This is a genomic window from Paenibacillus sp. AGC31 (assembly GCF_057334655.1).
In genome coordinates this window covers 1-20,408 of record NZ_JBHFJH010000024.1, presented here as the reverse complement: position 1 = coordinate 20,408, position 20,408 = coordinate 1, and the positions used below count along the sequence as shown (strand labels likewise).

The following is a 20,408-nucleotide window of genomic DNA, read 5'->3' as shown; positions in this document are numbered from 1 at the left end:
CTCGAAAAAGACAATTTTCGCACTAGAAATATTACTTAAATCTCTTAATTTATAATCCTAAAGAACTACTTTCAAACAAATTATACGAAAAAACTATTAAATAAAGTAACCCAGCGATATGACCAAATTGTTAAATTTTTAAATACTTGTTACAGTAACCTGCCGAATTCCATAAAAAAAGATCCAAGCGTTATCGCTCAGATCTAAAGGTTATTTACATTGGACCAACGTATTCTCTATTTAAATGCCGGGATCGCGATATCTGCATATTTCTCTTCGAAGAAGGCTTTGACCTCTGGACCGGCCATGCGCTTAGCCAACTTCTGAATGGCTTCGGAGTCCTTATTATCCTCACGGGCAACCATGGTGATCGCAAAATGGGAATCATCCTTCTCGGTTAACAGCGCATCCTTCTTCGGTGTAAGACCGAGCGGACTCGCATATGCCGGTGTCATGGCGACCAGATCAGCATCATCCATCATACGAGCCAGCATCAACAAGTCCACTTCCTCAAACTTGAAGTTCTTAGTATTCTCGGTGATGTCTGCCTGTGTGGCGTTAAAACCTACGCCCTCTTTCAGCTTAATCAACCCGTTCTGCTCCAGCATCACAAGAGAGCGACCAATGTTGGAAGGATCGTTTGCAATTGCAACCGTTGCACCTTCTGGCAATTCCTCAATCGTTTTGTACTTTTTGGAGTAGCCGCCATAGATGGCATTATAAATAGGCTGTACAGCCACCAGATTGGCATTGTTCGCCTCATTATACTGGGTCATGTAAGGCACGTGTTGGAAGAAGTTTGCATCCACTTCCTTATTCGCGAGTGCCGTATTTGGTTGAACGTTATCTGACAGCACAACAACTTCCAGGTTGACGCCATCTTCCTTCAATAGCGGTTTAACAATATCCAGTACATCTGTCATCGGTGGAATTAACGTGGCTACTTTCAGCGTAACTTCTTGCGCAGCTTGTGTATCTTCTTTTGTTCCTTCAGCCGCAGGTGTTTCTTCTTTTTTGCCACAAGCAGCTACAACCAGCATTACTGCAAGCAACATAAGTATCATTTTCACTTTCATTTCATGTCTACCCCTCATCGTATAATCTGTATTGGTTATTCGTAATAATGCACGGTCCAACCGTTCAGGATCTACGATCCAGCCAGTGGGACAGTCTGCTACCTGTGAATTGGATCATCTGTACCAGGATAATCATAATGATGATCGTAAATACCATAATTTCCGTTTCGAAGCGCTGATAACCGTAGCGAATGGCAAAATCACCAACCCCGCCGCCACCTACAATACCCATCACCGTCGAGTAGGAGATGAAACTAATCGTAGCTGTTGTGAGTCCCAGTACAAGACCAGATCGTGCCTCCACGTACAAGAATTTCACCACAAGTTGCATCGTCGATGCCCCCATGGAAGCAGCAGCTTCAACCACTCCCCGCGGTACATCCAGCAACGCTTGTTCCACCAGTCTGGCGTAGTAGGCAATGGCAATAACCGAGAGTGGCACGGTTGCAGCCAGCGTACCTATGGACGTTCCCACGACAATCCGTGTGAATGGAATCATGAATACAACGAGCAGTAAGAACGGAAACGAACGAACGATGTTGACGACACTACCGAGTACAAAAGACAGCGTTTGATTCTGATACCGTTGTCCTCTCCGGAATAAGTACAGCAGTGTACCCAAAGGTAACCCAATCAGAACAGCTGCCGCAATGGAGATGCCCACCATGACAAAAGTCTCTCCGATCGCCTGCCATATCTCATGCTGATATTTCAGCACAGACTCAGGTAACCTCATGACTTGTCCTCCTGTTCTGCCTGACGGAACAAAGACGAACCTGCCATCCCGTATTCGTCACCCGCAAGCAAGGAGGTCAGCAGATCAGGCTGCGGAGCAGGGATACTGCTCACTTCCGCTTTAGACAACGTTCGAACGAGTCGCCCATCCTTCATGACGGATATCCTGTGACATAGTCTGCGAGCCACTTCCATCTCATGTGTCACCACGACAATAGTCACGCCCAGCGTTTCATTGATATGTCGCAGCACATCCAGAATACCGTTCGTGGTCTGTGGATCAAGCGAAGAGGTCGGTTCATCACAGAGTAGCACATCCGGACGACTAGCCAGCGCTCGTGCAATCGCCACACGCTGCTTCTGTCCTCCGCTAAGCTGAGCAGGATATTGATCTGCCTTGTCTTCCAGTCCAACAAACCGCAGTACCTCAAGACCACGTTCAACTCGCTGCGCACGAGATATACCCGCCAGTTCCAATGGCATGCAGACATTGCCACTCACCGTTCGGTTACTGACCAGATTGAAGTGTTGAAAGATCATGCCAATGGATCTTCGTGCCTGACGCAGACTCTGTTCATTCATCTGGGTCAGATGCTGCCCATTCACAACAACCTCACCATCATCCGGCTTTTCCAATCCGTTAAGCATCCGCAGAAGTGTGGATTTGCCTGCACCACTCGATCCGATGATGCCATGTATTTCTCCTTGTCCCACTTCGAGGGACACCGAGCTTAATGCTTCGAATCCCTGATCTGCACGGGAACCGCGCTCGTTATAACGTTTGCTTACACCATATAATGAGATCATGGAGAGTCCTCCCGTGAATGATCATGCATGGTTCTTCAAGAACACATGAAGAAAGCCCGCACAGCCGATAACCGGAGCGCGAGCAAGCCTGTCCATTTATAATAAATCAACATCCCTTACGAGACAAGCTTTTAAGGTGAGATTGCCTCCTGAAGGCGGCTGGCTTCATATACACGAAAACGTCCGTTGGACGAACCCACATACACTTCATTTCCGATTCGGTTAATCATACCATTCTTCGCATCCCGGTCCCGGTGCTCCGGGTTTCCTATCACAACGTCATGTACACGACCTAGCAGTGCTCCATTCTTTTTGTTCATTACGAGCAAATTCTCGTCCATGGGCAGCAGCAACTGACCATCAATGATCAGGTAACTTCCCTGATTCGTTGGATGCCTTAGAGTCGCAATCGTATCTTTGGCATTCCAATGCGTCTCCCCCGTTTTATAATCCAAAGCCGCCGGGTTGCCGTTCTTAATCACATACAACTGATCATCTTCCACCAGTCCTCGTTCAATCTTGCCCTTGAGCGTCCAGCGTATTTTGCCTGTCTTGGCATCGTACAAGGTGGTTTTAAAATCTTCATTTTCTCCGTAATGATCGCCGTTTTGGTTCTCACGGATCAACAGCATGCCATCATTCAGTACCTCAAATCTCTGTCCTGCCCGAGCAGGAAATTGTGCAAGCTTCTTCCCTGTGTTCAGATCAAGCAGCAGCCACTGATTATCCAGTGATAGCCATCTTTTAGCATTCATGGTTGCAAAGGGGTCACGACGTTCGATTCCATCAAAATATGGATCATTCCCAAGTTGTTCTATGGTGGATCGTTTTCCCTTTAAGCTCCATACGGTCCGGCCTGATTGCGGATCGGCTGCAATCAACTTATTCTTTTCCCAATACAACACATAAGGTTCATCTGCACTCTTGTTCAATAATTCATAACCCGTAGCCAGTTTTCGCGTCCACAATGTTTTTCCGTTTGCACTGTCGAGAACCGTTAACCAGCTGTTGCTTGAGCTCTCAACAACCGGGTTATCCACAACCACAACGTTCTTCGCAGCAGTGATGCCATTTATTCTAAAATTTTGCTTAGGGGTGTACGTCCACGTAACCTTTCCATTCTTCAAGTTCAGATGACGAATACGATCCACGTATTTTTTCTTGTCAGGGTCATAATCGGTGTAGATTGTAACGTATTGGCGTGCTGTATCCACCTCTGCCTGCTGTCTTCCAAAGCCTCCATTGATCCCCCATAATTCCTGACCCGAATGTCGGTCAAGAGCATATATGGAGCCTTCGTAGTAATCCCCGCTAAATCCACCGTCATCCCCTTTCATCAGGAGGACTTCATCCGTGGCTGCTTGTAAAAAAGTGTAGTTAATATCCCCCTGGTTGGTCCATACCGGTTTCCAGGGGATTGTTGTGGGCAGCGTTGTACCATAGATTTTTGTTGTAAACCCATATTCATCCGCCCGACTGATGTTCCAATCAGAAACGGCAGCATGTTGATCATTCCGTGGTAGATTCCATCGAGTTCTGACCAGCTTGCCATTCTTGTCGAATGTGACCAAAAATTGCCCATCTTCCCGCTCATATCTCCAGGTCTGTCCAATACTCATTGAATCACCCGTGTAATTTAGATTGTTTGAACTCTCCTTCCAATCCGGCTCGCCTAACCACCCAGCCACTTGTTTGGAAGTGGTTGCCTTGTTCAGCTTAATATCTGTCAGATGGCGTATAACCGAAGTTGGCAGCGATGCATCCTGTTGGAACCAACCATCCGCCACATTCATCCGATGTTCTATAGCCTGTGCCTTGATCCAGAAGAGTCCTGGCCGATACGTGAAGGATTCTTTATTCCAGACTCGTGGGGCAATGGAGACCCCATACCATCCTTTCCACTTTGCAACAATAACAGCCTTATCTGTTAGCGCTTTCTCAAAAGACCAGGTTGTAGAACTATCCGGAGCCAGATACAGCTTACTGCCTGATTGGAGCGTGAAGCTTTGGGGAGCTGTTTCCGTCATGCTTCTGCTCTCCTTCAGTGCATACCAACTTGGCATCCAAAAGTTTCCATGATCGGTTGACTTAAGCTGCACCCAATCGCCTCGAACCGAGGCCAACGTATACTTTTCGTTTTTTGTTGTATAGTATTCAATCCCCATCTGGTCAGCAGCCACACTGCCGTCCCTTCTGTTTTTGAACAAAGGTATGTCATTCATGAGCGTAACGGTTTCTCCTTGTTTGTAGGCCAACTGTGTTGATAAGACTTGAGAACTTGCACCCAAGGCTTGTGGCGTTTTAACCGAAGCTTGTCCTCCAAGCACAACCATTTTGGAATCCAGCAGCATCCATCCCGTCAACAGCGCAGCTGATAATCCAGTCATGGTAATCCACTTGTACCCCGTTCTCTGCCAGTCAGGACCCGTCTTCACTCTCGTTCATCCCCATCCATTAGAAGTTATTTCCAATAGAGACGCAGATATAAGGAAAAAGTTACCGTTTACCTCAATATATTTCTATCTATCTCCCAATATTACCTCACATCCACCATCGTAGCATGATAGGGAAAGGTAACCCCGATGTAATAAGCCGCTGTTACGGTGAGCATATAATAAAATACAAACCACAGATCAGCTCGCGAATAGCCAATCTGAATGTAATACGTTCGGCTCGCGCCATCTGTGAACCCTTTCGCTTCCATCGCTACCGCCATTCGCTGTGCACGGCGAATGCTCTGTGCCAGCAGCGGAATAGCGTAACGCTTGAGTGTACCATATACATTCCAGCGAGAGCCGCGTTGCTGTGTTCCACGAATACGAATAGCGTAACGGAGCGTCTGGAATTCATCCAGCAAAATCGGGATCATGCGCATCGCGGCCAGAAAGCTATAAGCATATTTTGCGGGAAGCCGCCACTGCTGCATCAGGGAATAAAATAGCCTTACCGGTTTCGTTGTCAGTCCGAACAGCAAGCCAGCCGCTGCCATGCTCAACGAGCGAAAACCCAAGTGTAGACCGCGATAGAAACTCTCCTCGGTTATGTGAATCAATCCCCACTTATACCATGTGGTCTCGCCCTTACCAAACATCATCATACCTGTAGACGTGGAGATAAACACCAGAATGAATGGTGATGCGTACAGTATCAATCTATACCACGGATGACCTGTCCAGCACAGTAACAGCATCATCGCCACTGCAACGTTCGCCATTACATTCAGATTGTGAATGAGGATAACGATGACAAACATCATCGTCAGAATGATCATCTTTAATCCCGGATTGACGTTATGAAGCCAGGTTTCACGGTGAGGAAACGACAGTTGCATCAGTTAACCTCCCCTCATCTACCGTCCAGATTCGGGTGCAATATCTTTTTACAATTTCACGATCATGGGTAACCATCACAATAGCTGTTCCTTCACGCCGCAATTGCTCCAGTTGTGCTAACATGGCGAACGTATTACGGGCATCCTGTCCAAAAGTAGGTTCATCCAACAGCAGTATTCGCTGCTCTCTCACCAGTGCAGAGGCAACGCTCAAGCGTCGTTTCTGCCCCATCGATAATTGGTAGGGATGACGCTCGGAGAGGTCGATTAGTCCAAATTGATTCAACATATGATCAGTCCTGACAAGTCTTTCTTCCGTTGTAAGCCTGCCCCCCAGCAATGAGAATTCCACTTCTTCTGCAACCGTGTTGGTCACAAACTGAAACTCTGGGTTCTGAAATACAAACGCAATTCGATCTGCAAGCTGCTCCGTTTTGGCAGAAGGCTGACCGTCCACCTCATAATGACCTGTTGTTTTCAGGATATTCATCAGAGATAACAACAATGAACTCTTGCCAGCTCCATTAGCTCCGACAATACCAATCCAGTCTCCATGCCATACTTTGGCCTGTTCCACCTGAATGAAGGGTGTTTTCCCACGCCATCCGGTGAACTGGTGTAAGGCCAGTGCAGGCTGATGTGACGATGATACAGGCGATAAGGATGAGACATGAGATATGGGGGATATACCCGGTGTATCGGATAAGCCAGACGATTTCTGTACTTCCAAACTTGATATGCCGTGATCCACACACACTTGAAGCTTTCCAGAAGCACTTCCCTCTTCTTCCTTAGCTGCCTGCTCTTGCTCCTCCCATATGCCTGGATACCAGATTCCATAAGCCTTCAGCTTACCCCGTTCATCTGTAAATACCTGCTGTGCTGGCCCATCCGCCACAATCTTTCCTTCAGGTGATAACACAATGATGCGGTCGACCATATCCACAATCTCGTTTATTTTGTGTTCAACGATGATGATCGTTTTGTCACTGGCGATCCGTTTGACGGTATCCCACATCTGGGAAGTCCCCTCATCATCCAGCAGTGCAGTGGGTTCATCCAAAAACAATACCTCCGGGTCCATGGCAAGCATCGAAGCAATCGCAAGACGCTGCTTCATCCCCTGAGACATGGACTGGATCAATACACGATTCTGTTCACAGGATAACCCCACTTGTTTCAGAACATATTCAATCAGAGCAGGCATCTCTTCACGCGGAATATTTCGGTTTTCCAGAACAAATGCGATCTCTTCATCCGTAAAGGACATACAAAACTGGGTATCCGGATCTTGAAAGACCACTCCTGCTTGGGCGGGAACCTGAATATCATCACATTTCATCGGAATCTCAACCGAACGTGGTATCAAACCGCTCAAAATTTGCAATAACGTCGATTTGCCGGAGCCACTCGGGCCAAGCAACAGCACTTTCTCCCCTTGACGAACAGAGAGAGACAAGCCCTGAAATACCACGGCTTTCTCTCCCGGGAACTTGCATCTTAGATTTGTCACACTTACCGCTTGCGAATTCCCCTCTCCGCTCATCTAATCCAGCGCCTCATAATCCTGTTTCGATACCGGTCTGAGTGAGCGTGTTACACCCGTCAGTTCCAATGCTTTGGCGAGATAATAAGCAAACACTCCTGCAATCAAGATGCTTCCGATGAAGCGGAATCCGATAAATAACGTATAATTCCAGGCCGAGAGTGAATCAATATACCCGTATTGGTAATCCAGCAAAAGCGAAGCCGCTGCGGCTCCTATGGCTGCAAGACAGGTGACAAACAGATTGGTTTTGCGATACAAAAATGCTGCGAAGAATATCTCGGCTCCCAATCCTTGCAACAGACCGTATACAAGTGTGGACATGCCCCATTCACTGCCCAGAAAGGCACTTACCGTTGAAGCCGCAACTTCGGCAAGAATAGCCACGCCTGGTTTACGAATGATGACAAAAGCAAACGTGCCCGCCATAAACCACATGCCATAGATCATCTGCTCCGCATGAACGCCAAATGGTTTCATCAAGTCATATGTAGGTCCCCATATCTTGTAAATCACCCCAAACACTACTGCGATCACGATGGTTACCAGAATATCCGTTAGTTTCAATCGCTTGTTGCCTGCTGTTGTTCCCATGTTCTCTACGTCCTTCCTTTGTTCCCTGTGGGGTTTATCATAATAAACGAAAAAGCCTCCCCGGTTCCGGGAAGGCCTTACGCAAAGTGTACAATCCTCACAATGATGTATGGGATGGATGTCGAAAAACGGAATATCAACCAGCTCCCTTCCGCCCTGGCAGATACACCACCACAGTTCAAAGAGGTCTGTTGTTCATTCACGTTCATTCCCACAATTCACCCTTACATATCGCAAATCCATGTTCTCTACGCTGGCATTACCCAGATCAGATGTACGGTCAGCGGCACAAGGCCACTCTCTCAGCCCAACTTCATTGAGCTCCCGGTTCACTTATTTCATTGCTTCTAATGTACATCAGATGGGTATTTGTGGCAATGGTCTCTACAAAAATCAAAAGTTGGCATAGGAAAAGGCATCCCCCTGGATGCCTTTTGGACATACTTCACGATGTGAAATAGCTACCTTATCCGTACACGCCTTCAATCCGTATTCCAATGTATCCCTGTTCTTAATATTGCGTGTTCCCAGACTGGCTCGTTTTCCCTGAAGCAAACCCCTTGAACAACGTTGGTACTTTGGAATAACGAGTATTCGTAATTTTCCCTTGTGATGTGCTGCTGTCTGTACGCAAAATCGAATCTTTTACATTGGAAATGTTGGAGTTATCCAGCGTCATGTTAACTGCAAAGGAAGTTCCACCATTTTGGCGAACCAGTTTGCCAATATCATCTGCACGGAAATTTTTGATGTTAATTGTTCCAGCTGCATTCATCTGGAACACTTTATCATAAGCCTTATACGCTGCCCCACCGGTAATGTTAACCGTTCCGGCAGACTTCAATGTCAGTGCATCCTCGCCCACGTCTTGCCAGACCACATTCGATATATTACAGTTGCCATAACAGTGAACACCATCAGCAGCAGGTGATCCGATATTTACATTTTTGAGCGTGGCCCCTGCCTCCAGGCGGAAGACTGGCTTCTGATTTTCTGCTTGAGATCCGTCGCCCAGTGTGGAAGGATTGGCTACAAATGTTTTACCTTGACCGTCATAGGTCGTACCCTTTGGAACAACAATGGTTGAATTTACAACCGTAGGCGCAGCCGCAGCCGGAACGGCACCAAATATGGAAGCAACCAAACCAGCGGACAGTAACAACGTCAACATTTTTTTCATAATTTTATTCCTCCCTTATTCTCTCGTTATTTGGTATTGTACAAGCCTGAGCTTGTCCTGGAAGTTCGTCAGAGGTGCACCTCTGTCCGATCTACAACCTAATCCTACCAAATAAGGGATGTAACTAGAATAATCATTAGATCAGATATATCATGACATCGCACAATCCCTGTCATATCGGCATTTTTTGCATGCCAGGTCCCTCAAACAATATGCTGATATCAACCTCAGGTATGCTCATTTGTAGTGAATGTCCCCCTCACTTAATCCCCGATAACAAAGAAAGACCACTGCATTTGTCTCCAAATGTGTGATCTTGAATGGCTTCTGGCTTGCTGATATAAGATATCAGGCTCCGAATCTCTGACGATAACCGCACTTTCGACACAACTCTTCCACAGCTTCACGTTTGGAGAAGCCATATACCAGATTGTTCGCTCGCTCACCCTCAATAATCTCCGAGAATGACTTCTCGTGCACATTACCCAGGTTAATTACACCCTCGCCATCGAGACAGCATGGAACCACCGTTCCATCGACAAGCACAGCTGCCTGACCACGTAATGCATGGCAGAAGCCTTTGCCGTCATCTTCAGGTGCATCCAGGCTTGGCCACTGGAACTCATGGTCTTGATTCAGGTATACATTTGGGGCAATTTTGACCCCGCTGCCTGGAACTACTTTTTCCTCAATGCGGAAGTCCAGATTGAACTCACGTTCCAATACTTCAAGGGTCTCGCGATTTCGATTCATCTGAGCATTTGTGAAGTTATCCTGCGTCAGATTCCACAGCCGGAATGAGATGATGACATTGTGCTTCACGGCTTCGTGTACAAAAGACAGAATGTTGCTCAGGTATCCGTCACGGTCAGTTGAACCTTCATGCCCATCGAAGCTGTGCAGAGAGAAGTTCATCTGTCGCAGCGCCGGTTTGCCAAGCAATTTATGCTGAGTCTTGGGCAGCAGCGTACCATTCGTTGTAATGTTCACCTTGAGTCCCTTCTCATGTGCGGAATCAAGCAGCAGATCTATTTTGGGATGTAACAAGGGTTCACCTTTGACATGTAAATAAATATGGTTGGTATGTGGTTTAACTTGATCCAGTATATTGTTGAAGACTTCAGGGTCAATGAATCCTTTGGCACGTTGTGTCTGCGGACAGAAGCTGCATGCCAGATTGCAGATACTTGTGATCTCAATATATACTTTTTTGAACGTTTTCAACTCGGGTCCCCATTCTGCTTCGGAGGGAGCAATCCCACCTGCATTTGTGATCCGGCCAATATGCGCCATCTCTATTATATCGGGTTCATGAGCCAAGGTAAATTGTTCAGTTGTTCAGGTCTGACTCCAAATTCATCTCAAGAATTCCATCAAGCTGCCTCTTTACAGTTCATGTTCGAGTGATATATGCTGAACACATAACTGCATATCTTGAACTTTTGCACTAGGGGAGCCTTACGGCTGAGACGAATATGACTATTCGGACCCTTTGAACCTGATCTGGATCATACCAGCGGAGGGAAGTGGAGCGGCCTTTTAGTAAGCGGAATTTTATCATGTATATGTGAAGATAAACTGCGGATCTAACTTACAGACCCACTCATTTCTCCGGAAATGGGTGGGTCTTTTTTGTTTCTTTTGGCAGAGTGCAAGATGTGGTTGTTATTCCAGCAGTCTGACATCAAGGGGGTGAGGATCAGATGAATAACCATGTAACCATTCACAACATAAGCTTTGCTTTTCCCGAAAAAAAGGATTCCCCCGTGCTCTCCAATGTGTCGCTTCAGGTTCAACAAGGAGAATTTGTCTCGCTCATCGGCTCCAGCGGATCAGGTAAAAGCACGCTCTTCAAGCTGCTCGCAGGCTTGCATGAGCCAACCGTCGGCACCATCAATATAGCTGATGTACCGCAAGGACAACGGCTCGGACGAGTGGCTTATATGCCGCAGAAAGATCTGCTGTTATCCTGGCGTACCGTCATGGAGAACTGCATGCTGCCTGCCGAGTTGGCACCAGGCCGACAGGACAAGGACAAGTTACGGGCCAACATCCTAGCTGGGTTGGCAAGGTTCGGCCTGTCGGGTTATGAACAGGCCTATCCAGATGAGTTATCCGGCGGCATGCGGCAGCGGGTGGCATTGCTTCGTACCTTGCTTACAGGCGGGCAGCTCATGTTGCTGGATGAACCCTTCGGTGCACTCGACGCCTTAACCAAACGAGAAATGCATCGCTGGTTGCTGGAGCTGTGGGAGGGCTTTGGCCAAACCGTATTGTTTATTACACATGACATTGAGGAAGCCCTGCTGTTAAGTGACCGTATCATTCTGTTAACTCCAGGAGGGCAAGGTCAGCAGTTGCGGGAGATGACGGTTCCTTTACCACGCCCAAGGCATTCGGACATGATCTACCAACCGGCTCTCGTGAAGATGAGACAACAACTGGAGGAACAATTACATGCGAAGCGATAGGGTTATGGTTAGCGTCCAGACGTGGCTCTCGAAGTGGTTTTCCCAATATGGTTTGTTTATTCTGCTCATGCTCTTTCTACTGGCGATCTGGGAAACGATTGTGCGTATGGGATGGGTGCCCTCTTTCATCATTCCTGCACCCACAGCCATCATAGGTTCACTGGTTGAGCATCGTCATCTGCTGCTGACCATACATCTGCCTGCTACCTTCATGGAGGTTGCTGTTGGTTTTGGCTTGTCCATAGTGACTGGAATTACGCTGGCAACAGGCATGCATATGAACAGATCGATTGAAAAGGCATTGTATCCCTTCATCGTGATCAGTCAGACCATCCCGCTGATTGCCTTGTCTCCCGTATTTATCTTGTGGTTTGGTTACACGTTGTGGAGCAAAGTCGCGGTGGTATTCTTAATCGCATTCTTCCCCATTGTGGTCAGTACCTACGATGGACTCCGCCAAGGCGATCCAGAGCAGCGTGAACTGCTGCTCACCATGGGAGCCAGCAAGTGGGATATTTTTCGCAAACTCCAGATTCCACTGGCACTTCCCTCTTTTTTCTCGGGGCTAAAGATGTCTGTGGTGTACTGCGTGGTTGGTGCAACGATTGGGGAATGGCTTGGTGGCAGCAAAGGTCTCGGATACTTCAGCCGTCGTATGTCCAGCAACATGAACACGGATGCGATGTTTGCATCTATTGTGCTGTTATCCCTGCTGGGGATCGTTTTGTTTGTACTGATTGCCTGGCTAGAGAAACGGTTTAGCATACGGCGGCATGGACATGGAGGCAAAAGAAAAGTTGGATAATACTTAGACAGGAATTAGATGTAAATACAAATCAAAACGATGAATTGAGGAACTTCATTTATGAATAACAAAGGTATATACTCCCTGCTTCCCATCATGCTCATTAGCCTTTTGCTGTTTGTTAGCGGATGCAGCACCACAAATACCGGCAAAAACGCACCAACAACAGATTCTGCAACCCATGCACAACAAACAGACAAGTCTGCAACCGAACCAGCATCAGACGCCAAAGATAAACTGTCCATCATGCTCGACTGGTACCCGAATGCAGTACACTCCTTCATCTATGTGGCTCAGGAAAAAGGGTACTTCGCAGACCAGGGTCTGGATGTCGAAATTCAGATGCCTGCGGATACCAATGATTCACTCAAACTTGTTGCTGCCGGGAAAATTGATCTGGCTCTAAGCTACCAGCCCCAAATTTTGCTCGCGCGTGGCGAGAACATTCCTGTACGATCCATTGCTGCTGTTGTTCGGCATCCACTTGTACATCTGTTAACCGAAGCAAATGGCAACGTGAGCTCACCCAAAGATCTTGAAGGAAAAACTGTCGGTTATTCTTCGATTCCGCTGTATGAAGCGATGGTTCGTACGATGATCAGCCACGATGGTGGCAATCCCGACAACATGAATCTGGTTGACGTTGGGTTCGATCTGATTCCTTCGCTGGCTTCCGGACAGGCCGATGCAATTATGGGTGGTTTTATTAACCATGAACAATTGATTTTGGAGAAAGAAGGACATGCCATGAAATCGATTAACCCCGTCGATTATGGTGTGCCTGATTATTATGAATTGGTCCTGACTGCGAGTGAGGCTGGCATTGAAGCGAAAAAAGATCAGCTTACCCGGTTCGTCAAAGCGATCCAGGAAGGACAAAAATATGTAACGGAGCATCCAGAAGAAGCCTTGAATATTCTGCTCGCTCATGAGAATGAAACGTCTCCGCTTGACCCGGAGATCGAAACCAAAAGCCTGGCTATTTTAATGCCACTTATGAATGAGGAAGGTCAACCGTTTGGTCTGCAGGAAATAGAGTCGTGGGAGAATGTACGTGCATGGCTCGTTGAACAGGATTTGATTCCTGAATCGGTGAAAGCCGAGGATGCTTTTATTATTCTGCAAGGAGAGTAAATAAAGGAGTGCAAGGTGAATGAAGGAAAAGTGACTGAACGCAAAGGGGATGAAAGCAAAGCTATATGCGCCTTAATATCTCTGGAATAGAGCATGGAGCGAGTCCTAACGAATCTGAGATACGCTATATCCGAATAAACAGCCGTTTACAGCTTTTTGGTCAAAGGATTCAGGAAAGCATACAAAACAAGGAGGAAATTATATGTCTTATCTGGAACGTGTTCGTACACAAAACCCGTTGGTACACAATATCACCAACCTTGTCGTGGCTCCCTTTACAGCCAATGGTCTGCTCGCACTAGGTGCGTCCCCTTTTATGGCCTATGCTCATGAAGAGGTCGCTGATGTCGCCAAGATGTCAGGAGCCGTCGTACTCAACATCGGTACACTCGATGACAAAGTCGTTCAGGCGATCCGTCTTGCAGGCCAATCGGCTAATGCGCATGACGTGCCTGTGGTGCTTGATCCCGTCGGCGCAGGCGCAACCGCCTATCGTACAGAAACCGTGCAGATGCTCATTCGTGAACTTCGTCTCACGGTACTGCGCGGCAATGTGGCAGAGGTCGCCAATGTCATCGGTGAGAGTTGGAGTATTAAAGGTGTGGACGCAGGATCAGGTGAGGGCGACCGGATCGGCATTGCGGAGCGGGCAGCGCATAAACTTGGCTGTGTCGTGGTCATTACCGGGAAAGAAGATATCATTACCGATGGACAATCCACATTCATCACGAGTAATGGACATGCCCTGCTCACTCAAGTCACGGGTGCTGGCTGTCTGCTAAGTTCAGTGATTGGCGCTTTTACAGCCATAGTGGAATTGGAAGCCGATCTTCTAAGCAGTGTTGTTGAAGCGCTCGCATTTTATGGTGTAGCAGCTGAACTGGCGGCGGAGCGGACAGCTCATCAGGGGCCGGGCAGCTTCCAGATTGAATTGTTGAATCAACTGGCACAAGTAACAACAGATCTCCTGGCAGAACGCGCACAAATCCGTCAGATCCGTGGAGGTGCAGTATGAGCATTGCTCAAGCGCTAACCATTGCAGGTTCTGATAACGGGGGCGGCGCAGGAATTCAGGCCGATCTGAAAACATTCCAAGAGCTTGGCGTATACGGCATGACCGTTATCACGGCTATTGCTGCCCAAAATACAACAGGTGTGCAGGGCGTTTTTCCCATCCCTTACGATGGTATTGCCCAGCAATTGGACTCGACCGGCGAAGACTTTCAACCAACCGCAACAAAGACCGGCATGTTATATAGTGCCGAGATTATTCGTCTAGTGGCTGAGAAATGGCAGCAATACCGTTGGTCGAATCTAGTCATCGACCCTGTGATGGTAGCCAAAGGCGGTGCCCCCCTGCTCCAACAGGAAGCTGTACAGGCGTTGGTTACGGAGCTGTTGCCCCATGCCCTGATCACAACACCTAATATACCGGAAGCGGAACTGCTTACCGGAATGTCTATCACGAATCTGAGTCAGCGAGAAGAAGCCGCAAGACAGATTGTACAGATGGGTTCAACGTATGCTTTGGTCAAAGGTGGTCATGATGAAGGAAGTGGCATGATCGTGGATGTGCTCTACGATGGGCAGTCTTTTCATTATCTGGAGAATGTTCGTGTGGTAACACGTCATACACACGGAACAGGATGCACATACTCTGCTGCGATCACCGCAGAGTTAGCCAAGGGTTCACCTGTTCTGGCTGCCGTTACGACCGCGCGAGCCTTCATTCAGGCAGCCATCGAAGATGAGCTGGGGATTGGGGCCGGACATGGGCCGACAAATCATTTTGCGTATCAGCGCAGACAGCGGGGTGAGCAGTGATGCGCCCTTGGGATGCAGAAGCGGTGCGACGCGCGATGCAGGTGTATTTGGTGATGGGCAGCGTCAATACGACGCAAGACCCGGTGGAAGTGCTGCGCCAGGCCATTGCTGGCGGCATCACGCTATTCCAGTTCCGTGAAAAGGGAACTGGCGCCCTGGTTGGCGAAGCTCGCATCCCGCTTGCGATGCAGCTTCGCGAGGTGTGCAGCCAGCACGGGGTCCCGTTCATCGTGAACGATGATGTGGAGCTGACTGTAGCGGTGGAGGCCGACGGCGTGCATGTCGGCCAAGAAGATGCGGACGCGGCGCTGGTACGCGCCCGCATTGGAGATGGGCGGATGCTTGGCGTATCCGCCCACTCCGTGGATGAGGCGCGCCGTGCGGTGCAGGCGGGCGCCGACTACCTTGGCGTCGGGCCCATGTACCCGACGCGCTCCAAAGCGGATGCCCACGCTGTGCTGGGCCCCGCAGGGGTGGCGGAACTGCGCGCCGCAGGCATCGCAGTTCCGATTGTGGGTATCGGCGGCATTACGCCCGATACCACGGCCGCCGTGATGGCGGCTGGAGCCGACGGCATAGCCGTCATCTCCGCCATCGCGGGCGCGGCCGATGTGCGCGCAGCGGCTGCGCAATTCGCTGCGGCAGTGCGCGGGATGCAGGCGTAGCCTTGCTCTCCCTGCACTGCCAGCCCCGTGGGCTGCACCGAATAAATGTTGCAGCCATAACCGCTCGCTCTCCTCTCCATAACAGAGGAGCCTCAAAACACCCCCGCGGCGCGGCAGCAACCCATGTCTTCGACATAGAAGCACAGCCGCTCCCCTACAGTGACTGAATGTTACAATAACCCAGTCACATCCAGTCATCAATCCATGATCAAGATGCAGCTTCCATGCTCGCATCTTGTTTTTCATTTTCAACGGTTGACTCTCACGTAACGTGACACTGTACAATCGGTGTTGTAAGGAGGTTTCACACATGGCCATGAAGGTAAAAGAAGTTTCCGAACTTGCCTCGATCAGTGTGCGCACACTGCATCACTATGATGAGATCGGACTATTAACCCCGGACGAAGTGACTTCTGCCGGATATCGATTATATTCAGATGCCAATCTGGAACGGTTACAGCAGATATTGTTTTTCAAGGAACTCGACTTCTCTCTGAAGGAGATCAAAAACATTATAACCAACCCCTCCTTCAATCCGGAAGAAGCACTTAATATGCATCGACTTATACTGCTTGAGAAGCGACAACGCTTGGACCAAATGATTGCTACCATTGATAGAACGGTTTTACACATGAGAGGAGAGATTAAAATGACAGCCAAAGAACAATTCGAAGGATTTGATTTTAGCCAGAATCCGTATGAACAAGAAGCGCGGGAACGTTGGGGTGACCATGCCGTCGATCACGCAAATCAGAAGCTGCACAGTAAATCAACCACAGATCAGAAGGCTCTATCCGATCAAATGAACGAAATCTACAAACATCTGGCTTCACTTCGTCACACAAAACCAGCATCTGCGGAGGCACAGGCTGGCATCAAAGAGTGGTACACCTGCCTAAACCAAATGGGAAGCTACTCGCCTGAAGCCTTCAGAGGACTTGGTCAGATGTACGTGGAAGATGAACGCTTCACGCGTAATATTGATCAGTTTGGCGATGGTTTGGCAGTATTTATGAGAGATGCCATGGCTGTATTTGCTGACCAAAACAAATAATATAGCCCTGTCTTCAACCACATACAGTATTATTTAACTCTCATTGCCGTCCAGATGTGGACTGTAAATGATAGTCTGGAAGTTAACACCCTGTCCTGTAAAAGTAAAAATATTCTCGTCATCAGCTTTATTCGCTGTAAATGACATGACCCTTCGGATATTTGAACCTACCTCCTGGGGTGACCCTATCTTTCTTGTGATTAACCTTATGAACATGTTGGATATTATACTAGGGTTATGTGGTAAGTAATTTTAATCGATTCGTGTTGTTGCAAAAGTTATGAGCCGTATCCCACCTACTAGCTGGTAAATACACAAAAGGGACGTACACCCTCAGGCGTATCGTCCCTTTTATGTATGCAAGTAACTCAGCCGCAATGTGAACAAGCCTAACTGCTGCTCACTCTGAGTACTTTATAAATATCTTTTAGTGTAGATGCTTTACTACGTTTCTTCTGCTCCCAGTCCTTCGATATAACCGTTTCACCAGATGCTTAGGATGATGAGCATTAAATTTCTTCTGTCAAACGTTCTTCATTTTGCTACCAAGCGTCCACCCTCTATCCGATTAAGCTCTTGGCGCGTGATCCGATGAAGATGCATCCGTAGCTAGACTGGTTCTCGCCATCCGGCCAGGAATCTGCCATGCAGATACAATCGCAAGCACGATGAATAACAAATCAATCGGTTGACTGAAATAGTCCTGGAAGGTTTCCACAAACGCACTGATCATCTCGCTATCAAACACAAGTTCCATCACGCTTACATCACCAAACAGTTCGGAAGTAAAATAAGCCACCGTCAGGTATTTCCCCAGAAAAATGCCTACGAGAGCAAACAGTACGGCAATAATCTTATGTACTGTCGCAATTCGTTTATTGGAGAACAACACAACTGCGTAGCCCGTGAGCGCTCCAATCAAAATCGCAATTAATCCCACCTCATACTCGGTCATTGCAGCAATAGCTGCCCATACGATGCCTCCCAGAATGGCTGCAATTAAGCCACCAATGATCGGCATACCGATTTTAACTCCTTGTTTCTCTTCCACGTTGTCTTTCCCTCCTGAGTCATGCATATGCTTCTTTTCCAGAATTCACCTTTCCTATGAAACCACAAAATGTCCTATTATTCAACATTTTTCTACTTTTGGTGACCATGATTTATATAATAGAAAAGATATATTAAGCATCCATTTCCTTATTCACTCGAATATATCCTCTTAGTTTTGTCTACATTCATCTCATCATCATTCCCTTGGCACATAAAAAAACATCCCTCCAACAGCATAATAGCCGTAGAAGGGATGTTATCCATATCTGTATCATAGATATAACCAATGTAACCCAGAAAAATACATTGTAAAACTCGCTCTATCTTACCTTTGCACTTCCTTGGAAGGCTGAATGACAGCTGCAATCTGTGCCAAAATGGCATCCACCGATGCTGGATCATGCACATCATACTCATCAATGTTCAGACGCAACACAGGGCAAGCCGTAAACTGATCAATCCACACGGAATAGCGCTCGTGCATGTGCTCCCAATAAGAACGATCTGTCTGAATCTCCATCTCGCGTCCACGTTCCGTAATGCGGTTTAAAATCGAAGGCAGGCTGCCTTCCAGATAGATCAGCACGTCTGGATGTGGGAAATACGGTGTCATTACCATCGCTTCAAACAAACTGCTGTATGTCTCAAAATCGGTAGCAGACATGGTTCCTTGATCCGCATGCATTTGTGCAAAAATGCCCGTATCTTCATAGATGGAACGATCCTGTACGAATCCTCCACCCAGTTCAAAAATCTTCTTCTGTTCCTTGAAGCGCTCTGCCAGGAAATAAATCTGCAGATGGAAGCTCCAACGCTCAAAGTCATGATAGAACTTCTCCAAATAAGGATTGTGATCAACTTGCTCCAGAGAAGTCTTGAAATTCAAACGCTGTGCAAGTGCAGCTGTTAACGTGGATTTACCCACTCCAACCGTACCTGCTACCGTAATTAATGCATTCGTTGGAATGCCATAGTTATTCATATGATATACTCCTTTACCTGATTAACAATCTGCCTGAAGTGCTCAGGATGTTCTACAAAATCGAGTTGCTCCGCATTGACTTTAATGATTACTGGTGGATTTGAGCTATTCGCCAGATAATCCATGCCTGTTTTGTAATCAGCAATGAGTTGTTCCATATATGCCGGGTCCATATCCTGCTCAAATGAGCGTCCACGCTTGTTAATGCGGTACATCAACGTATCGAGTTCAGCTTCAATATAGAGCACCAGATTGGGCTTTGGCAGATCATCTGTTAACAGATGATAGATTTGACGATATTTATCCCGTTTCGTTCCCTTTAAGGTACGATCGGCAAAAATCATATTTTTATAGATATGATAGTCTGAAATGACTGGGGTATTCTGCTCTACATAATGAGCGCCCGTGTCTTCCAGTTGTTTAAACCGATTACACAGAAAAAACATTTCCAATTGGAAACTCCACTCGTCGATATCCTGATAAAAGGAAGCCAGAAATGGATTCTCTTCTACGATTTCTTTAACTAACGGAAGATTCAATTCATGGGAAAGCATCGTTGCCAGCGTTGTTTTCCCCGCTCCGATCGGACCTTCCACGGCAATAAACGGGGCTGATTTCATCGTGTTCACTGTTCCTCCTCGTACTTATGCGTGTTTCCGTTTTCTATATAGACCTCACCTATTGTATCACAGCTTTAAGGATTGGAACGCCAGTATTTTATGTATATAACAAGTCTAATCGGAACTAAAAATTACATTCAAATAAAAAAGACACACTCGATATCATCAAGTGTGTCTTCCTATTGCTTGGCGGCGTCCTACTCTCCCGGGACCCTGCGGTCCAAGTACCATCGGCGCTAGAGGGCTTAACGGTCGTGTTCGGGATGGGTACGTGTGGAACCCCTCCGCCATCGCCACCAAACGCGTAGCTTACATTTCAGAGATCGTTCTCTGAAAACTAGATTCGAAACGAAACATGCGAATGACAACTTGCTATTGGATAAGCCCTCGACCGATTAGTACTGGTCAGCTCCATGCATTGCTGCACTTCCACCCCCAGCCTATCTACCTCGTCGTCTTCAAGGGGTCTTACATACTGGGAAATCTCATCTTGAGGGGGGCTTCACGCTTAGATGCTTTCAGCGTTTATCC

The 20,408-nt window shown here is 47.5% G+C and carries 18 protein-coding genes, 2 rRNA genes, 1 pseudogene and 1 riboswitch; of the genes and pseudogenes, 7 read left to right on the top strand and 14 right to left on the bottom strand.

Translation table 11 applies throughout. The features are described 5' to 3' along the window. Positions 1-236: 236 nt before the first annotated feature. The 9 genes from ACE04G_RS07955 to ACE04G_RS07915 all read right to left on the bottom strand — a co-directional run bounded on the left by ACE04G_RS07955 (position 237) and on the right by ACE04G_RS07915 (position 10,493). On the bottom strand, positions 237-1,076 hold the full coding sequence (locus ACE04G_RS07955) for a MetQ/NlpA family ABC transporter substrate-binding protein (protein ID WP_486094345.1): 840 nt from the start codon (positions 1,074-1,076) through the stop codon (positions 237-239). A 64-nt stretch (positions 1,077-1,140) separates the two neighbouring features. Further along, a complete protein-coding gene (locus ACE04G_RS07950) occupies positions 1,141-1,812 on the bottom strand; it encodes a methionine ABC transporter permease (protein WP_047841707.1) in 672 nt (223 codons plus the stop codon). Then, a complete protein-coding gene (locus tag ACE04G_RS07945; protein ID WP_449005185.1) occupies positions 1,809-2,618 on the bottom strand; it encodes a methionine ABC transporter ATP-binding protein in 810 nt (269 codons plus the stop codon). The genes ACE04G_RS07950 and ACE04G_RS07945 overlap by 4 nt, the downstream gene beginning before the upstream one ends. A 131-nt stretch (positions 2,619-2,749) precedes the next feature. Beyond that, complete coding sequence (locus ACE04G_RS07940) at positions 2,750-5,053, bottom strand: outer membrane protein assembly factor BamB family protein (RefSeq protein WP_449005184.1); 2,304 nt, start codon at positions 5,051-5,053, stop codon at positions 2,750-2,752. 101 nt (positions 5,054-5,154) lie between these two features. Next, complete coding sequence (locus tag ACE04G_RS07935) at positions 5,155-5,949, bottom strand: energy-coupling factor transporter transmembrane component T family protein (RefSeq protein WP_449005183.1); 795 nt, start codon at positions 5,947-5,949, stop codon at positions 5,155-5,157. Next, positions 5,924-7,495 carry an ABC transporter ATP-binding protein gene (locus ACE04G_RS07930; protein ID WP_449005182.1) on the bottom strand — a complete coding sequence of 524 codons (1,572 nt, stop codon included), beginning with the start codon at positions 7,493-7,495 and terminating at the stop codon, positions 5,924-5,926. The genes ACE04G_RS07935 and ACE04G_RS07930 overlap by 26 nt, the downstream gene beginning before the upstream one ends. Then, positions 7,496-8,089 carry an ECF transporter S component gene (locus tag ACE04G_RS07925; RefSeq protein WP_339182099.1) on the bottom strand — a complete coding sequence of 198 codons (594 nt, stop codon included), beginning with the start codon at positions 8,087-8,089 and terminating at the stop codon, positions 7,496-7,498. Positions 8,090-8,600: 511 nt separating this feature from the next. Beyond that, the gene (locus ACE04G_RS07920; protein ID WP_339182096.1) at positions 8,601-9,269 is read right to left on the bottom strand and encodes a pectate lyase; all 669 of its coding nucleotides are present in this window, start codon (positions 9,267-9,269) and stop codon (positions 8,601-8,603) included. A gap of 348 nt (positions 9,270-9,617) precedes the next feature. Then, complete coding sequence (locus ACE04G_RS07915) at positions 9,618-10,493, bottom strand: radical SAM/SPASM domain-containing protein (protein ID WP_339185328.1); 876 nt, start codon at positions 10,491-10,493, stop codon at positions 9,618-9,620. A 215-nt stretch (positions 10,494-10,708) separates the two neighbouring features. Then, positions 10,709-10,811, top strand: a riboswitch (TPP riboswitch). Between the two features lie 161 nt (positions 10,812-10,972). Here ACE04G_RS07915 and ACE04G_RS07910 point away from each other — a divergent pair. The 7 genes and pseudogenes from ACE04G_RS07910 (at position 10,973) to ACE04G_RS07880 (ending at position 17,222) form a co-directional block, all read left to right on the top strand. Then, positions 10,973-11,740, top strand: a complete 768-nt coding sequence (locus ACE04G_RS07910; RefSeq protein WP_449005181.1) for an ABC transporter ATP-binding protein — start codon at positions 10,973-10,975, stop codon at positions 11,738-11,740. After that, complete coding sequence (locus ACE04G_RS07905; RefSeq protein WP_449005180.1) at positions 11,727-12,545, top strand: ABC transporter permease; 819 nt, start codon at positions 11,727-11,729, stop codon at positions 12,543-12,545. Before ACE04G_RS07910 ends, ACE04G_RS07905 begins: the two co-directional genes overlap by 14 nt. A gap of 60 nt (positions 12,546-12,605) precedes the next feature. Beyond that, positions 12,606-13,679 (top strand): ABC transporter substrate-binding protein, encoded by a 1,074-nt coding sequence (locus ACE04G_RS07900; RefSeq protein ID WP_449005179.1) that lies wholly within the window; start codon positions 12,606-12,608, stop codon positions 13,677-13,679. Between the two features lie 139 nt (positions 13,680-13,818). Next, positions 13,819-14,694, top strand: a pseudogene (gene thiM, locus ACE04G_RS07895) (hydroxyethylthiazole kinase); the annotation flags it as partial. Further along, a complete protein-coding gene (gene thiD / locus ACE04G_RS07890) occupies positions 14,691-15,503 on the top strand; it encodes a bifunctional hydroxymethylpyrimidine kinase/phosphomethylpyrimidine kinase (RefSeq protein ID WP_221818807.1) in 813 nt (270 codons plus the stop codon). The pseudogene thiM and the gene thiD, both read left to right, overlap by 4 nt. After that, complete coding sequence (gene thiE, locus ACE04G_RS07885; RefSeq protein WP_449005178.1) at positions 15,503-16,168, top strand: thiamine phosphate synthase; 666 nt, start codon at positions 15,503-15,505, stop codon at positions 16,166-16,168. Before thiD ends, thiE begins: the two co-directional genes overlap by 1 nt. 310 nt (positions 16,169-16,478) lie before the next feature. Continuing rightward, positions 16,479-17,222: a MerR family transcriptional regulator gene (locus tag ACE04G_RS07880; RefSeq protein WP_449005177.1), complete on the top strand. Its 744-nt coding sequence runs from the start codon at positions 16,479-16,481 to the stop codon at positions 17,220-17,222. Positions 17,223-17,790: 568 nt separating this feature from the next. Here ACE04G_RS07880 and ACE04G_RS07875 read toward each other — a convergent pair. The 5 genes from ACE04G_RS07875 to ACE04G_RS07855 form a co-directional block, all read right to left on the bottom strand. Beyond that, on the bottom strand, positions 17,791-18,273 hold the full coding sequence (locus ACE04G_RS07875; RefSeq protein WP_449005176.1) for a hypothetical protein: 483 nt from the start codon (positions 18,271-18,273) through the stop codon (positions 17,791-17,793). 327 nt (positions 18,274-18,600) lie between these two features. Next, a complete protein-coding gene (locus tag ACE04G_RS07870) occupies positions 18,601-19,257 on the bottom strand; it encodes a deoxynucleoside kinase (protein WP_036672670.1) in 657 nt (218 codons plus the stop codon). Continuing rightward, entirely contained in the window at positions 19,254-19,877 is a 624-nt protein-coding gene (locus tag ACE04G_RS07865) for a deoxynucleoside kinase (RefSeq protein WP_017690540.1), read from the bottom strand. Before ACE04G_RS07865 ends, ACE04G_RS07870 begins: the two co-directional genes overlap by 4 nt. Before the next feature lie 184 nt (positions 19,878-20,061). Beyond that, a 5S ribosomal RNA gene (gene rrf / locus ACE04G_RS07860) occupies positions 20,062-20,178 on the bottom strand. A 74-nt stretch (positions 20,179-20,252) separates the two neighbouring features. After that, positions 20,253-20,408: ribosomal RNA gene (locus tag ACE04G_RS07855) — 23S ribosomal RNA — on the bottom strand; the annotation flags it as partial.